The 14,400-nt window shown below is 54.9% G+C and carries 15 protein-coding genes and 1 riboswitch; of the genes, 3 read left to right on the top strand and 12 right to left on the bottom strand.

The genetic code is table 11. The features are described 5' to 3' along the window. Nucleotides 1–10: 10 nt before the first annotated feature. The 12 genes from OGV67_RS07265 to pduF all read right to left on the bottom strand — a co-directional run bounded on the left by OGV67_RS07265 (nucleotide 11) and on the right by pduF (nucleotide 11,092). Nucleotides 11–796, bottom strand: a complete 786-nt coding sequence (locus OGV67_RS07265) for a cobalt-precorrin-6A reductase (RefSeq protein WP_012131785.1) — start codon at nucleotides 794–796, stop codon at nucleotides 11–13. Beyond that, the gene (locus tag OGV67_RS07260) at nucleotides 793–1,518 is read right to left on the bottom strand and encodes a precorrin-3B C(17)-methyltransferase (protein WP_012131784.1); all 726 of its coding nucleotides are present in this window, start codon (nucleotides 1,516–1,518) and stop codon (nucleotides 793–795) included. The genes OGV67_RS07265 and OGV67_RS07260 overlap by 4 nt, the downstream gene beginning before the upstream one ends. Beyond that, entirely contained in the window at nucleotides 1,518–2,573 is a 1,056-nt protein-coding gene (gene cbiG / locus OGV67_RS07255) for a cobalt-precorrin 5A hydrolase (protein WP_047462746.1), read from the bottom strand. The genes OGV67_RS07260 and cbiG overlap by 1 nt, the downstream gene beginning before the upstream one ends. Next, a complete protein-coding gene (locus OGV67_RS07250; RefSeq protein ID WP_012131782.1) occupies nucleotides 2,554–3,327 on the bottom strand; it encodes a cobalt-precorrin-4 methyltransferase in 774 nt (257 codons plus the stop codon). Before OGV67_RS07250 ends, cbiG begins: the two co-directional genes overlap by 20 nt. Next, nucleotides 3,320–3,889 (bottom strand): decarboxylating cobalt-precorrin-6B (C(15))-methyltransferase, encoded by a 570-nt coding sequence (locus OGV67_RS07245; RefSeq protein WP_047462740.1) that lies wholly within the window; start codon nucleotides 3,887–3,889, stop codon nucleotides 3,320–3,322. The genes OGV67_RS07250 and OGV67_RS07245 overlap by 8 nt, the downstream gene beginning before the upstream one ends. Then, complete coding sequence (locus tag OGV67_RS07240; RefSeq protein WP_115614739.1) at nucleotides 3,879–4,484, bottom strand: cobalt-precorrin-7 (C(5))-methyltransferase; 606 nt, start codon at nucleotides 4,482–4,484, stop codon at nucleotides 3,879–3,881. Before OGV67_RS07240 ends, OGV67_RS07245 begins: the two co-directional genes overlap by 11 nt. After that, complete coding sequence (gene cbiD, locus OGV67_RS07235; protein ID WP_286465194.1) at nucleotides 4,478–5,617, bottom strand: cobalt-precorrin-5B (C(1))-methyltransferase CbiD; 1,140 nt, start codon at nucleotides 5,615–5,617, stop codon at nucleotides 4,478–4,480. Before cbiD ends, OGV67_RS07240 begins: the two co-directional genes overlap by 7 nt. After that, nucleotides 5,614–6,246, bottom strand: coding sequence for a cobalt-precorrin-8 methylmutase (locus OGV67_RS07230; RefSeq protein ID WP_047462734.1), 633 nt, complete (start codon nucleotides 6,244–6,246; stop codon nucleotides 5,614–5,616). Before OGV67_RS07230 ends, cbiD begins: the two co-directional genes overlap by 4 nt. Before the next feature lie 12 nt (nucleotides 6,247–6,258). Further along, nucleotides 6,259–7,218 carry an adenosylcobinamide-phosphate synthase CbiB gene (gene cbiB, locus OGV67_RS07225; RefSeq protein WP_115614738.1) on the bottom strand — a complete coding sequence of 320 codons (960 nt, stop codon included), beginning with the start codon at nucleotides 7,216–7,218 and terminating at the stop codon, nucleotides 6,259–6,261. Further along, a complete protein-coding gene (locus OGV67_RS07220; protein WP_012131776.1) occupies nucleotides 7,215–8,594 on the bottom strand; it encodes a cobyrinic acid a,c-diamide synthase CobB in 1,380 nt (459 codons plus the stop codon). Before OGV67_RS07220 ends, cbiB begins: the two co-directional genes overlap by 4 nt. 99 nt (nucleotides 8,595–8,693) lie before the next feature. After that, nucleotides 8,694–8,867, bottom strand: a riboswitch (cobalamin riboswitch). A 298-nt stretch (nucleotides 8,868–9,165) separates the two neighbouring features. Beyond that, the gene (pocR, locus tag OGV67_RS07215) at nucleotides 9,166–10,077 is read right to left on the bottom strand and encodes a transcriptional regulator PocR (protein ID WP_012131773.1); all 912 of its coding nucleotides are present in this window, start codon (nucleotides 10,075–10,077) and stop codon (nucleotides 9,166–9,168) included. Between the two features lie 205 nt (nucleotides 10,078–10,282). Then, nucleotides 10,283–11,092 (bottom strand): propanediol diffusion facilitator PduF, encoded by an 810-nt coding sequence (gene pduF, locus OGV67_RS07210; RefSeq protein WP_115614737.1) that lies wholly within the window; start codon nucleotides 11,090–11,092, stop codon nucleotides 10,283–10,285. 523 nt (nucleotides 11,093–11,615) lie between these two features. Between pduF and pduA the strand changes: the two genes are divergently transcribed. The 3 genes from pduA to pduC are packed head-to-tail and all read left to right on the top strand — an operon-like array spanning nucleotide 11,616 to nucleotide 14,392. Then, nucleotides 11,616–11,900 (top strand): propanediol utilization microcompartment protein PduA, encoded by a 285-nt coding sequence (pduA, locus tag OGV67_RS07205; RefSeq protein ID WP_001183618.1) that lies wholly within the window; start codon nucleotides 11,616–11,618, stop codon nucleotides 11,898–11,900. Next, nucleotides 11,897–12,709 carry a propanediol utilization microcompartment protein PduB gene (pduB, locus tag OGV67_RS07200; RefSeq protein WP_115614736.1) on the top strand — a complete coding sequence of 271 codons (813 nt, stop codon included), beginning with the start codon at nucleotides 11,897–11,899 and terminating at the stop codon, nucleotides 12,707–12,709. The genes pduA and pduB overlap by 4 nt, the downstream gene beginning before the upstream one ends. A gap of 18 nt (nucleotides 12,710–12,727) precedes the next feature. Continuing rightward, nucleotides 12,728–14,392: a propanediol dehydratase large subunit PduC gene (pduC, locus tag OGV67_RS07195; protein ID WP_047462720.1), complete on the top strand. Its 1,665-nt coding sequence runs from the start codon at nucleotides 12,728–12,730 to the stop codon at nucleotides 14,390–14,392. Nucleotides 14,393–14,400: the final 8 nt, after the last annotated feature.

Genomic DNA, 14,400 nt, shown 5'->3' with positions numbered 1-14,400 from the left:
CTCTTACTCCTTAAGCAGCGGCCAGCCAGCGCGCCAAACGCTGCGCAAATGCGGCCTGACTTTCCAGTAACTCATCACCCGTTACAAGCGTTGCCGGGCGGGTAATCACGATGCAGGGGATACCGGCATCCAGACAGGGTTGAACTTTTTCCTGATAACCGCCCTCCGCCCCCGATGCTTTTGTCACCACGACATCGGCCTGGCACTGACGATAAAACGCCGCGTTAAATTCAGCGCTGAACGGCCCGCACAGGGCGAAAATCTCACCAACGCCAAATCCCAGGTCGGCACATTGCTGAATGACCTCAGGAACAGGTAAGACGCGGGCCAGCAGTTTTTTGTGCGGCAACCCGGCTCGCCAGGTCGCCAGATCTTTACTTCCGGTCGTTAACAGAACGCGTTCGCCAAAGCGCTGCGCCACATCGCAGGCCTCAGCAATCGTGTGGACATGGTGCAACAGCGGGTGCGTAAGCTCGCTGAGCTGTTCCGGGCGCTGGTAGCGGCTCAGCAACACCCCCGCGCGTTCACAGGCGTGCATAATGTTGCGGCTGACGACCTCGGCATACGGGTGCGACGCATCAATGACCCAACGCGTGCGGTGCGCTTTCAGCCAGGCCACCATCTCCTCTGGCTCCAGACGTCCGCAGCGGATCTGACCTTTAATGTCGCCAGCCAGCTGCTTTCCTGTCGGCGTGGCAACCGACAGGGTGTATGCCACCTTTGCTGCATCCAGTTGCTGACACAGCATCCGGGCATCGCTGGTGCCGCCCATAACCAGCACGTCGCCGTAACTCACAGTACGTAACCTCGCGGCGTGATCATCAGACCATCCTGTACGTAAGTGGCTTTGTTGCCGACAATCACCAGGCTGGTCATATCGACAGGCTCAAAATCCATATCGCCGAGCGTGGTCAGCCATTTTTCCTGCTTTTTACGCCCGGCCGACTTCACCACGCCAACCGGCGTTTGCGCGTTTTTGCTGGCGGACAGCAGTTCAAAAGCACGCGCCAGATGGCCTTCACGGCCACGGCTGCGCGGGTTATAGAAACAGATCACGAAGTCTGCTTCTCCGGCGGCGATAATCCGTTTTTCGATGACCGGCCACGGCGTCAGGAGATCGCTCAGGCTGATATGACAGAAATCGTGCATCAACGGCGCGCCCAGCAGGGAGGCCGCCGCGATACTGGCGGTCATGCCGGGGATCAGCCGCACTTCAACGTCCAGCTTCTGTTTGCTGACCAGTTCCAGCACCAGCCCCGCCATGCCATAAATCCCCGCGTCGCCGCTGCTGATCAGCGCCACATTGTGTCCGGCCTGCGCCAGTTCAATCGCCGCCTGACAGCGTTCGATCTCTTTGCACATTCCGGTTTTGATCACCTGCTTGTCGCCGGTAAAGGCTTTTACCAGATGGGTGTACGTTTTATAACCAACGACAATTTCCGCCGCCTGTAAGGCTTCTACGGCTTCCATCGTCATCATTGCCTGCGAGCCAGGGCCAATTCCAATTACGCTTAACATCAGTGTGAAACTCCCAAAGTAATAGTGACGCCCTGTTCGCGCAGGGTTTCGCCAGACAGTTTTCCGTGACTTAACAGCCAGGCCGCCGGGCCGGATACGCTGCCCACACCGACGGTTTGCCGCACAAATCTGGAGGCCGGGAAGCGATGTTCATGCTCACGCAACGCGTCAGCGGTAAAGGTTTCGAAGGGAACGCGACAGCAGGAGGCAAGCTGGATTAATCCCTGCTCATCTTTTTTGAGCGAGACGCTGCCAATCGCTTTCAACGCCAGCGGATCAAATTTCTGCGCCTCCAGCTGTCGCGCCAGCAGCGCTGCCAGCAGCGGGAACGGCGTGTCGCGGCGACAGCCGATTCCGGCGACCACCCGCTGCGGCACCAGCTTCCAGTGTCGGACGGGTATTTCTGGCAATTCATTGCGCAAAGTGATGCAAATCAGCGCATCAAGCTCGGGAAGTTGATGCAGGTCGGTCACGGTGATGAACCCGCGTCGATCGCAGTGACTGACATCGTCTGCCAGCTCCTCATCCCACCACAGCCCGACGCGCTGGTGGCTGACCAGCATCTGGTTGACGATTTTTACCGCCGAGCGGAAATCGGTCATCCGGGCATTGAGCTGAAATGCCAGCGTATCAAGCGCCGCCATATCGTTAACGTCAGTCGCCGTCGTGATAACCGGATCGGCGCCGAGCATGCCCGCCAGATAGCGGGTCAGCGCATTGGCGCCCCCCGCATGACCAGAGAGCAGGCTGATCACATGCTGGCCTCGCTCGTCGATCACCACCACCGCCGGGTCGCTGAATTTGTCGTTTACCAGCGGCGCCAGCACGCGTACCGCGATGCCGGTCGCACCGATAAAAATCAGCGCCGAATAGTTAGCAAACGCATCGCGGGCCGATTGTGCAAATCCGCCTTCGAAGGGCATAAACCCGTCTTCCAGCAGTTTCTCACTGGTAAAGCAGGTTAACGGCAGCATCGCCGCCAGCCGCTTCGCAAGCTGTACGCCGCCGGGCGTCAGACAAAACAGGGCTATAGATTCAGGCTTTACGGTATTCATGGCTAAAGTCCGCCGCATAGAGTTTTGAGTAGTGATACTCATCCCCCAGGAAATTCCCGACCAGAATGAGCGCCGTTTTACGGATACCCGCCTCACGTACTTTGTCGCCGATATCCGCCAGCGTGCCGCGCACGGTCTGGCTTTCCGGCCAGGTCGCTTTGTAGATAACCGCCACCGGCGTGGTGGTCGGATAGCCGCCTTCAATCAGCCGCTCGGCAACCCGGTGAATACGCTGCACGGAGAGATAAATCGCCATTGACGTCTGGTGGCTGGCGAAGGACTCCAGTTGTTCACGTTCCGGCACCGGAGTACGCCCTTCCAGGCGGGTAATGATGAGGCTTTGCGAAACTTCCGGGACGGTATACTCCACCCCCAGCTCCGCAGCAGCGCCGAGAAACGCGCTGACGCCCGGCACTACCTGCCAGTCGATGCCGCGCCGGGTAAGTTCTTCGCCCTGCTCACGCACGGAGCCGTACAGCGACACATCGCCCGTTTGCAGGCGTACGACCGTTTTTCCGGCTTTCACGCCCGCTTCCATCAGATCCAGAATTTGCTCCAGATGCAGTTCGGCGCTGTCGTGGCACTCAGCACCTGGCGGGCAATAGTCCAGCAGCTCAGTATTAATCAGCGATCCGGCATAAATAACGACCTGCGCCTGCTGCAACAGGCGATAACCTTTAAGCGTGATCAGTTCACGATCGCCCGGACCTGCGCCGACAAACCATACACAGCGGGGATCAAATGTCTCAGACATGGTTCTCTTCCTTCTGACAGGCGATAACAAAAACAGGATTATTCGGTTTGAAATAGTGGCCATTGCCGAGGGGAGTGAGTGACGACACCTGCACTTGCAGGCAATCCACCTCATGGATGCCAATCTGTGTCAGATATTCCAGCGCAGTATTCAGGTTTTCCTGAAGGATAAAGGTCATCACCAGACGGCCGCCGGGATGCAATTGCCGCATAGCCCAGTCAATCAGCGTCGTCAGATGGCCGCCGCTCCCGCCCATAAACACCGCATCCGCTTTTTCGGTCATCGTCATCGGCGCTTCACCCGGCAGAATGTCGATATTGCCGCAGGCAAAATGCTGGCGGTTTTCATCCAGCAACCGCAGGGCTGCCGGGTTACGTTCAATCGCCGTAACGTGCAGCGAAGGGTGCTGTAACGCCGCCTCTATCGACACACTCCCGGTCCCGGCGCCTACGTCAATCAGATGGCTGGCACGGTGCAAATCAAGTTTTGAGAGCGCGAGCGCGCGAACCGCTTCTTTGGTCATCGGCACGTTCTCGCCACGTAGAAAAAGCTCATCTTTCATCAAGGATCACCACTGCGTTCATGTCATAGTCGGCATTGACTTCACTGACGCGCAGCCAGTGAATCCGCTCGTTTTCCATTGCCAGGTTTTCGCCTATCACCATCCAGCGATGCCCCTTGTCGCGCGCCATTAACTGCGTCGCAATTTCTCGCGGCCCGCAGCGGGCATCCGTCACCATCGCGACCTTGCGATGACGCGCCAGCTCATCAAAACAGACGCTGCGACCGTGGCTGCTGGTCAGCCACATATCGTTCATATCGATACCCGATTGCGCGCACAGATATTGCACTGCGCTGATACCGGGAATAATGCGCACCCGCTCAATGCCAAAATGGGCCACCATGCGCGTCCCGATGCCGTAAAACAGCGGATCGCCGGACGCCAGCACCACGATGCGTTTGTCCTGCTGCCCGGCAATCCAGTTGAGCAATTCCGCAATATTGGCGCCCAGAACAAACTGTTCGCCGGTGAACGCAGGAAACTGCAATAAATGACGCTTTCCTCCCACCAGCACATCGGCATCCGCCACGACTTCGCGTGCCGCTGGCGTCATCAAATGCAGCCCTGCCGGCCCCATGCCCACTACCGTTAGCATTGCATCTCCTCCACAATCTCTTCGATTGGACGATTGCTACCGAGGATCTGGTTATCAAAAGAGAACATGATGGCGTCGCAGGTAGGTGGCGTTTTCGTGAAGCGCAGCATCTGCATCACGCGCATACAGATGCGTTGCGCAAGATGGTTGTAAATATGTTGAAAACCGTATGCTTCAATGTGTTCCATTGCCGCTTCGGTGGTGTCGCAGTCGCTGACCCGGGTCAGTAACTCAAGCGGCGCGCCAAGCAGCGCCAGATGCGCCACCAGGGTTTCCATGCGGGCATCTGCGATGTGGCTGTGAGTGTGGAAAATCCCCGCGGCTATTTTAATCAACTTACCGGGATGGCCGATCAACACGATATGGCGATATCCCAGACGTACCGCTTCTTCAATCATGTAGCCGACGAAATTGCTCATGGTGACGACAACCTGCGTGTCGATCCCCATCTGTTCGCGCACAAAACGCTCGCCGTGGTTTCCCGGCACCAGCACAACGCGTTCCAGACCGGCGGCGCGTTTGATTTCCAGCTCCAGCGACAGCGAGCGTTTCCAGCTTTCCTCCGACATCGGAGTGACAATGCCGGTGGTTCCAATGATCGAAATACCGCCCAGAATACCGAGGCGCGCGTTATAGGTTTTCTGCGCCCGTTCTTCCCCCTCCGGGGCAAAAATTTCAATATCCGCTCCCCGCGCCGGGCCTATCGCTTCGCGTACTACAGACTCAATGGTATGGCGCGGAGTACGATTAATCGCCGCGCTGCCCACCGGCAGTCCAATTCCCTTACGCGTCACGGTTCCCACACCTTCTCCGCCCTGCAACGTAATCTCGCCGCTATCGTTCAGCGTTACGCGGGCAAAAATCAGCATTCCGTGCGTGGCATCGACATCATCGCCGCCGTCCTTACGGATCGCGGCAATCGCCTGCCGCCCTTCGATGTGCGGCGACTCGACGTTCAGGCACAATGTCACCCCGGACGGCGTAACGATGGAGACCTGATAAATCAGATGCTGGCGTAACACCATCAACGCGGCGACCTTTGCCGCAGCGGTCGCGCACGATCCGGTGGTATACCCTTTTCGCAACGCTTTGCCGTTGTGCCAGACAGGCGCGTCGAAGGATTGATCGCTCATCGCGCCCCCTGCAAGTAATAGAGCATGGCGTTTACGATCGCGGCGGCGACGTTGCTTCCTCCTTTACGCCCCAGCGCCGCGATAGCTGGCAACGCGCTTTTCGTCAGCGCATTTTTAGACTCCGCCGCCCCGACGAACCCGACCGGTACGCCTACCACGCCGCTCACAGCAACGTCATGCTCAAGCAACCGGAACAGCGCCGTCGGCGCATTGCCGAACACAAACACCTTTTCACTCTCTTCCGTCACGGCGATATCCACCGCCGCCATTGATCGGGTAATCCCCTGCGCTTTTGCTTCCGCCACAACTCGCGGATCGCTGATATAGCAACGGCATTCACCGCCAAACGTCGCCAGCAATGTTTTATTGATGCCGGAAAGCGCCATTGTGGTATCGGTATAGATAATGGATGGGCGACTCAGCGCCGCGCAGAGTCGCTCCAGCGCGTCATCGGAAAACCAGAGAATATCCAGCCAGTCAAAGTCGGCGGTGGTGTGAATCACCCGCTTGATGATCGCTTCGTGAAGCGGGCTGGCAAACTGATACTCCGGGCGTGTCTCGCGAATGATCTCGCCAATGATGTCGAAACTTTTGGCCTCAATCGCCTGGGGCTGCTGAATATATTGCATCGTCTGTTATCCTCAGGCTGCGCCAACCAGCAGGCACCGTACGGCGATAAACAGCGCCAGTGCCAGGGTCGAGGCTACCCACATCAATCGAATCGTTCGGGAAATGTCATCTACTGAAATGCCGCGCTGCGCGTCGCCTATCCAGGGTTTTTCAACACGCTCGCCAAAGTAGTCATTCGGGCCGCCAAGACGAATACCCAGCGCACCAGCAACAGAGGCTTCTGACCACGCGCAGTTAGGACTGCTGTGGTTGTAGCGATCCCGCCAGCCGATATGCAGGGCGCGATAGCCGTCGTAACGACACAACGTCGCGGCAATGCTCAGCAGCAGCCAGCTCAGACGCGCCGGGATAACGTTCGCAATATCATCCAGACGGGCGCTGACCATACCAATGGCGCGATATTTTTCGTGTTTATAGCCAACCATTGAATCGAGGGTATTTACGGCTTTGTACGCCATTGCCAGCGGCGCGCCGCCCAAAAAGAGGAAAAAAAGCGGGGCGATGATGCCATCTACGGTGTTCTCGGCGACCGTTTCCACCACGGCACGATTAACCTGTTCAGGCTGTAACTGTGAGGTATCCCGTCCGACAATCCATGACAGCTTCTCGCGGCTTTCAGCTAAATCGCCCGCCCGCAGCGGGCGTTCAACATCGCGGGCAGCATTCGCAAGACAGCGGCCAGCCAGCACGGTAAAAATCATCCAGATCTCTACCAGCCAGCCAAACAAGGGATGGATCTCGCTCGCCAGCGCCAGCACGCCCCAGGAAACCGCCCACGTCATGCCGACCACCACCAGCCACATCACCGCTCCGCCAATGCGCAGCGATCTGTCGCTATGGCAGTAACGCCGCACAACACGTTGAGTTGCTGAAATTAAATTGCCAATCCAGCGTACCGGATGCGGCCAGTTCTGCGGATCGCCAATAACGAAATCAAGAAGCCAGGCGATACACCACGCAAGCACGGTCATAGCGCCTCCCTTCCTGCCGCCAGCCAGTGGTTCAGCATTGCAGGGCGTTGTGCGAAATGAACGTGAAGGTAGCTTGCGAAGGTATTTCCCACCTGCCAGCCGCCAGACCATTCCTGCAATGTCTTACCATCGCGGACTTTACGGCACGCCATCACCGCCGGGTTTTCCGGGAGAAAATCAGAATAGTGGAACTCATGTCCACGCAGCACTTCGCCTGCCGCCGCCAGCAGCGTTTGCTCTCTGGCCTGCGCTTCGCAGTAGCCGAAGCGGGTCAACCGTTTCCCCATTTTGCTGTGCCCCGGAATCACATCCACCATCCGGTGAATCTCTCCACTGGCGTCCTCCAGGGTACTGCCGAGGTACATCAGCCCGCCGCACTCTGCGTAAATCGCCACGCCGCGCTGATGGGCGGCGCGCATTTGCGCCAGCATTGGGGTGTTCGCCGCCAGCGCGGCGGCGTGTAGCTCGGGGTATCCGCCTCCCAGCCAGATCATCTGGCATTCCGGCAGCGTGCTGTCATGCAGTGGACTGAAACGCGTCATCGTTACGCCGGTACGTTCCAGCAGTTTGATGTTATCGGGATAGTAAAAGTTAAACGCTTCGTCATCCGCGATGGCAACGGTAAGTCCTTTTCCCGCCTGCGGGTCGGGTAACGCCGGCCACTCGCCAGCAGGCAGCGCGGTTAGCTGACTCAGGGAAAGAAGCGCATCAATGTCCAGCGTTCGTTCAAGCGTATCGGCAAAATCCTGCCACGGCTGTTGATTAACGACGGACTCACGCGCGGTAATCAGCCCCAGATGACGCTCCGGCAACGCCACGCCTTCCACTCCGGGAACATAGCCAAGCACCGGTAGCGAACAATAGCGTTCAATCGCCGTTTTCAGGAGTTGGTAGTGAGTTTCGCTATTAACGCGATTAACAATCACGCCAGCGATATTGAGGTCAGGATCAAAGTGCTGAAATCCCATTACCGTTGCGGCAATGGAGGTAGAAACGGCTTTACCGTCCACCAGTAAAATCACGGGGCAGCCCAGCTGTTTCGCCATCGCCGCCGTACTACAGTAGTTAGGGTCGGTGCCATAGCCGTCATAGAGTCCCATCACGCCTTCGATCACCGCGACGTCCGCCTGCTGCATGTGTTCACAAAACAGCGCGTTAAGCACGGGCTCCGGGAGCATAAAGCTGTCGAGGTTACGGGACGCACTGCCGCATACTGCCGTATGCCAGCCGGTATCGAGATAATCAGGGCCGACTTTGCATGGCTGAACACGCATTCCACGTCTTTTCAGCAGACTCAGCAGACCAAGCGTGACGGTGGTTTTACCACAGCCGCTTCCGGTTCCTGCGAGAATAAATGCGTGAAGCTTTGCCGCCATACCCTGATCCTGTTCAGGGTGGTAGAGGTATTGTTTAGCTGCGTATTACCCCAGTCTTTCGACTGTACGCTACTGAGCAACCCACTTCCCACCGAAGTTGTTGGTAAATACCGACAGGCAGGTCTTCTGGCTTAGCGTCCTCCTCGCCCGTCCTTCCCAATCTTGCGATCAGTGGTCTTACGGGGTCGTCAGCATCACAGCAGCGGGGGCTGCGGGGGATTCTCACCCCCTTCCCTGACACAAATGTGCCAAACCTGTCGGCTGATGTTATGAGCATCACTTTCTCGCTCATAACGACAATTAAATTTTAATTACCTGTTACTCGCCATTATGCCAACGCAATGGTGTAATGACGCCTGTTTTGAATGAAACACTGCGCAAAAGAATAATGAAACCTATTCATAATGACACTGTATCTCATCACAAAAATAAAAACTGGCTCAGTTTATCCTTCAGATAACATTATTTTGTTGCGCTATGACAATTTATTGCTCTGCTATAGTTTTTTTCATTTTATAATGACTGACATACAATACGATATCAAAAATCGGCAATAGCAAAATATTGCTATTTATGCGGACTCGGCGGACGAATTATCATTTATTTGCTGACGGAAAGCCTGTGGCGTGATCTGATAGGTCTGACGGAACACTTTGCAAAAATAACTGGTTTGAGAAAAGCCTAAATTACGTGCAATGCTGGCGATACTCCAGTCACTGTGACAAAGCAGCTCTCTGGCGCTGGCCATGCGCTGTTGGTTTACCCAGGCATTAAAACCGATTCCCTGATATTTCTTGAATAACTTACTAAAGTAGTACGGGCTGAGGTAGACGTGAGAAGCGACATCTTCAAGGCGAAGATCGTCCGATAAATGCGCGTCAATGTAGCGTAACGCTTTCTTCATTTTGCTGTCGTGGGGATTGGGCCCACGTTGCGAACGAGCAGGTTCCGCTTGCGGCGGATTGTCTTTGATAACAACAAAATTAAGTTGTTTTTTAAGGCAATTTTCCACAATCAGCTTCAGCAGATCCGCAGAGGCTATCACCCGCGCGTAGTCCATTTCGGGGACGTTTCGGAACTCATTCAACAGTTCAGGATCGGCCTGCCAGCGATCATCGACATTAAGAATATCAACCAGTCCGACATCATCGCTTAAACGTACCTGACCGCATAACACAAACCCCACCAGATGACCGGCAATCACCAAAGGAATGGAGAAATCGGTTAGCCCGGCATGGCAACGATAAATACAGGGCTGATCTGATTTTGACGCTTCCAGCCCCCCGCAGCGATCGCTCATACGGCAACGAATACTGTGTTGAGGATGTTGACGCATTAGCTGACAAAAAGGCGTGAAATTGAATAACTCAGAAATTTCATCACCGTGAATATTGACAACCACGACCGCCAGACTGGTGGCTTGTGCAAAATCCTGTGCGATTTTATTAATGAGTTCTGAGTTCAGGGCACTCGCAGAAATCATGATAAAACCCCTCAGTTAATTTATTGTTGCAAATAGAACATTTATTTCACATTTACCTTTCATCATCACCATACTGTATTAGTGATAAAAAAGTATAAGGGACAATAACAAAAGTCTCCCATCCGTGGGAGACGTTTTGACCAGTTCGTGAAACCAGATCACGAAATGATTTTACGTGTTTCAAAAATACATACATCCTGTCGTGTTAACGTCCATTTTCCTCCAGCTTACAGGTATTGCACGGTAAATTTTTACCAATCAGGTAGCGATAAACCGCAGCTCCGGCGCAAGCTCCGACAATCGGCGCAATAATCGGCACAATAAAATAAGGAATATCGCGCCCACCGGTCATGGCAATGTCTCCCCAACCGGCAAACCACGCGAATAATTTTGGACCAAAATCACGCGCCGGATTCATCGCAAACCCCGTAAGCGGCCCGGTAGATGCCCCGATAACGGCAACCAAAATACCGATAAGCAAAGGTGCCAGCGGCCCTTTAGGAACCCCATTGCCATCATCGGTCAGCGCCATGATCATCCCCATCAGAATCGAGGTAATGACCACTTCGACCAGCGCCGCCTGCCATACGCTCAGCGCGGCTGCCGGGTAGGTACTGAAAATACTGGTAAGTTGCAGACTCTCCACGCTGCCGCGCACCATATGGTTCGCCGCTTCAAACTCGGTAAATAAACTACCGTAGAGCAGATAGGCCAACAGCGCGCCGCTGAACGCTCCGGCAACCTGAGCGATGGAATAAGGCAAGACCTTTCGCCCAGGGAAACAGGCAAACAACCACAGCGCAATGGTAATCGCCGGGTTCAGGTGCGCGCCCGATATCCCGGCCGTGAGATAAACGGCAAGCGAGATCCCAAGCCCCCAAATGATGCAGATCTCCCATAATCCCAGACTCGCACCCGCAACCTTTAATGCACTCAGGCAACCGATACCAAAGAACAAAAACAGCCCGGTGCCCAAAAACTCGGCAATACATTGTGCTTTTAGTGAATCGTTCATTGTGACACCTTCTAAGCAGAGTTCGTGTCTTTACCAGCACAACGCCGTACTGGCAGTAGAGTACAACGAGCATCACTATAAAAAGCGGCACCTGTAAATTGTTGGCAATCTGCCGTTAACCTGCCCCGAAAAATCGTGTTGCTATAGCAAAATATTGCTCTCTGTTTATTCTCCAGGGCAATAATGGAGCGTACTCTAACGAATAAAATGCCAGATTAGGGATAATAAAAAATTGCGATCACCAGATATTCGTTTTCAAACAAATATCACAATTCCATTTTTCGCGTAGCAAAAGTTATTTATTTTGTCACCCTGTAAAATGTAAAAATGGAATAGCGAAAACGAAATAATCATATCAAAAACAACACGGCCAACCTTTAAATTCAACGAGTTATAAAAAATCACAGCAATTTAGTGCTATTGACCACCCATTATTTTTTCATTCTCTTTTTAAAGTCAGCCATTCTTTTTCCTCGCTTCTTTTTATAGTCATCAACATCGGGACAACCCAGGCGAGGTCTTTATGCAACAAGAAGCATTAGGAATGGTAGAAACCAAAGGCTTAACCGCAGCCATAGAGGCCGCAGACGCAATGGTGAAGTCAGCCAATGTGATGTTAGTCGGCTACGAAAAAATTGGCTCCGGGCTGGTAACGGTCATCGTTCGCGGTGACGTTGGCGCAGTAAAAGCGGCAACCGATGCGGGCGCCGCTGCCGCACGCAACGTGGGAGAAGTGAAAGCCGTACACGTTATTCCACGCCCTCATACCGATGTAGAAAAAATCTTACCGAAGGGAATTAGCCAATGAGCAGCAATGAACTGGTGGAACAGATCATGGCGCAGGTGATTGCCCGTGTGGCAACACCAGAACAAACGGCCATTCCTGAAGAAACCCACCCAATACGAGAGACGGCTATGGCAGAGAAAAGTTGCAGTTTAACGGAATTTGTCGGCACCGCGATTGGCGACACCGTCGGTCTGGTGATCGCAAATGTGGACAGTGCCTTACTGGAAGCGATGAAGCTGGAAAAGCGCTACCGCTCCATCGGAATCCTTGGCGCGCGAACTGGCGCAGGCCCGCACATTATGGCCGCCGATGAAGCAGTAAAAGCGACCAATACCGAAGTGGTCAGCATTGAGCTTCCCCGCGATACCAAAGGCGGCGCAGGCCACGGTTCGCTAATTATTTTAGGCGGCAATGATGTTTCGGACGTGAAACGTGGCATTGAAGTTGCGCTGAAAGAACTCGACCGGACGTTCGGCGACGTATACGCCAATGAAGCCGGACATATCGAGCTGCAATACACCGCCCGCGCCAGCTATGCGCTTGAAAAAGCCTTTGGCGCGCCAGTTGGCCGCGCCTGCGGCGTGATTGTCGGCGCCCCCGCCTCTGTTGGCGTGCTGATGGCGGATACCGCGCTGAAATCCGCCAATGTTGAGGTCGTGGCTTACAGCTCTCCGGCACACGGCACCAGCTTCAGTAACGAAGCCATTCTGGTGATTTCCGGGGATTCCGGCGCGGTGCGTCAGGCGGTTATTTCAGCCCGTGAAATCGGCAAAACCGTTCTGTCCACCCTCGGCGCGACGCCGAAAAACGATCGTCCGTCCTACATCTGATATCCGTGAGGCTGATTCATGAGATCGAAAAGATTTGAAGCACTGGCGAAACGCCCTGTGAATCAGGACGGCTTCGTTAAGGAGTGGATCGAAGAAGGCTTCATTGCGATGGAAAGCCCGAACGACCCCAAACCGTCGATTAAAATCGTTAACGGCGCGGTCACCGAGCTGGACGGCAAAGCCGCCAGCGAATTTGACCTGATCGACCACTTTATCGCCCGTTACGGTATTAACCTGGCGCGCGCGGAAGAAGTGATGGCGATGGACTCGGTCAAACTCGCCAATATGCTGTGCGATCCAAACGTCAAACGCAGCGACATCGTTCCGCTCACCACGGCGATGACGCCAGCAAAAATCGTTGAAGTCGTCTCGCACATGAACGTGGTAGAGATGATGATGGCGATGCAAAAAATGCGCGCCCGCCGCACGCCTTCTCAGCAGGCGCATGTCACCAACGTGAAAGACAACCCGGTTCAGATTGCCGCCGATGCCGCAGAAGGCGCGTGGCGTGGGTTTGATGAGCAAGAGACAACGGTTGCGGTTGCGCGCTACGCCCCGTTCAATGCTATCGCTCTGCTGGTGGGTTCCCAGGTCGGTCGCCCAGGCGTATTAACGCAGTGTTCACTGGAAGAAGCCACCGAACTGAAGCTCGGTATGCTGGGCCACACCTGCTACGCCGAAACCATTTCCGTCTATGGTACTGAACCGGTCTTTACCGATGGCGACGATACTCCCTGGTCAAAAGGCTTCCTCGCCTCTTCCTATGCCTCTCGCGGCCTGAAAATGCGCTTTACCTCGGGGTCGGGTTCCGAGGTACAGATGGGCTATGCTGAAGGCAAATCAATGCTCTATCTGGAAGCCCGCTGTATCTATATCACCAAAGCCGCAGGCGTTCAGGGTCTACAGAACGGTTCTGTCAGCTGCATCGGCGTTCCTTCCGCCGTACCGTCAGGCATTCGCGCCGTACTGGCGGAAAACCTGATCTGCTCCGCGCTGGATCTGGAATGCGCCTCCAGTAACGACCAGACCTTCACCCACTCCGATATGCGCCGTACCGCGCGTCTGCTGATGCAGTTCCTGCCGGGTACTGACTTCATCTCCTCGGGTTATTCCGCCGTACCGAACTACGACAACATGTTTGCCGGTTCAAACGAAGATGCGGAGGACTTCGACGACTACAACGTTATCCAGCGTGACCTGAAAGTGGACGGTGGTCTGCGTCCGGTTCGCGAAGAAGACGTTATCGCCATCCGTAATAAAGCCGCGCGCGCGCTGCAAGCCGTGTTTGCCGGAATGGGGCTGCCGCCGATTACCGATGAAGAGGTTGAAGCCGCAACCTACGCTCACGGCTCGAAAGATATGCCTGAACGTAACATCGTCGAAGACATCAAGTTCGCGCAAGAGATCATCAACAAAAACCGTAACGGTCTGGAAGTGGTGAAAGCCCTTGCAAAAGGCGGTTTCACCGACGTCGCGCAAGACATGCTCAACATCCAGAAAGCCAAGTTAACCGGAGACTATCTGCATACCTCCGCCATTATCGTCGGCGACGGGCAGGTGCTCTCTGCGGTGAATGACGTCAACGATTATGCCGGTCCGGCAACAGGTTATCGCCTGCAAGGCGAACGCTGGGAAGAGATTAAAAACATCCCTGGCGCACTCGATCCCAACGAACTTGGCTAAGGGGTGAA

Source organism: Citrobacter sp. CK188 (assembly GCF_030333525.1).
Taxonomy (GTDB): domain Bacteria; phylum Pseudomonadota; class Gammaproteobacteria; order Enterobacterales; family Enterobacteriaceae; genus Citrobacter_B; species Citrobacter_B koseri.
The sequence above is the reverse complement of the archived record's forward strand: the minus strand, read 5'-3'. Positions and strand labels throughout refer to the sequence as shown.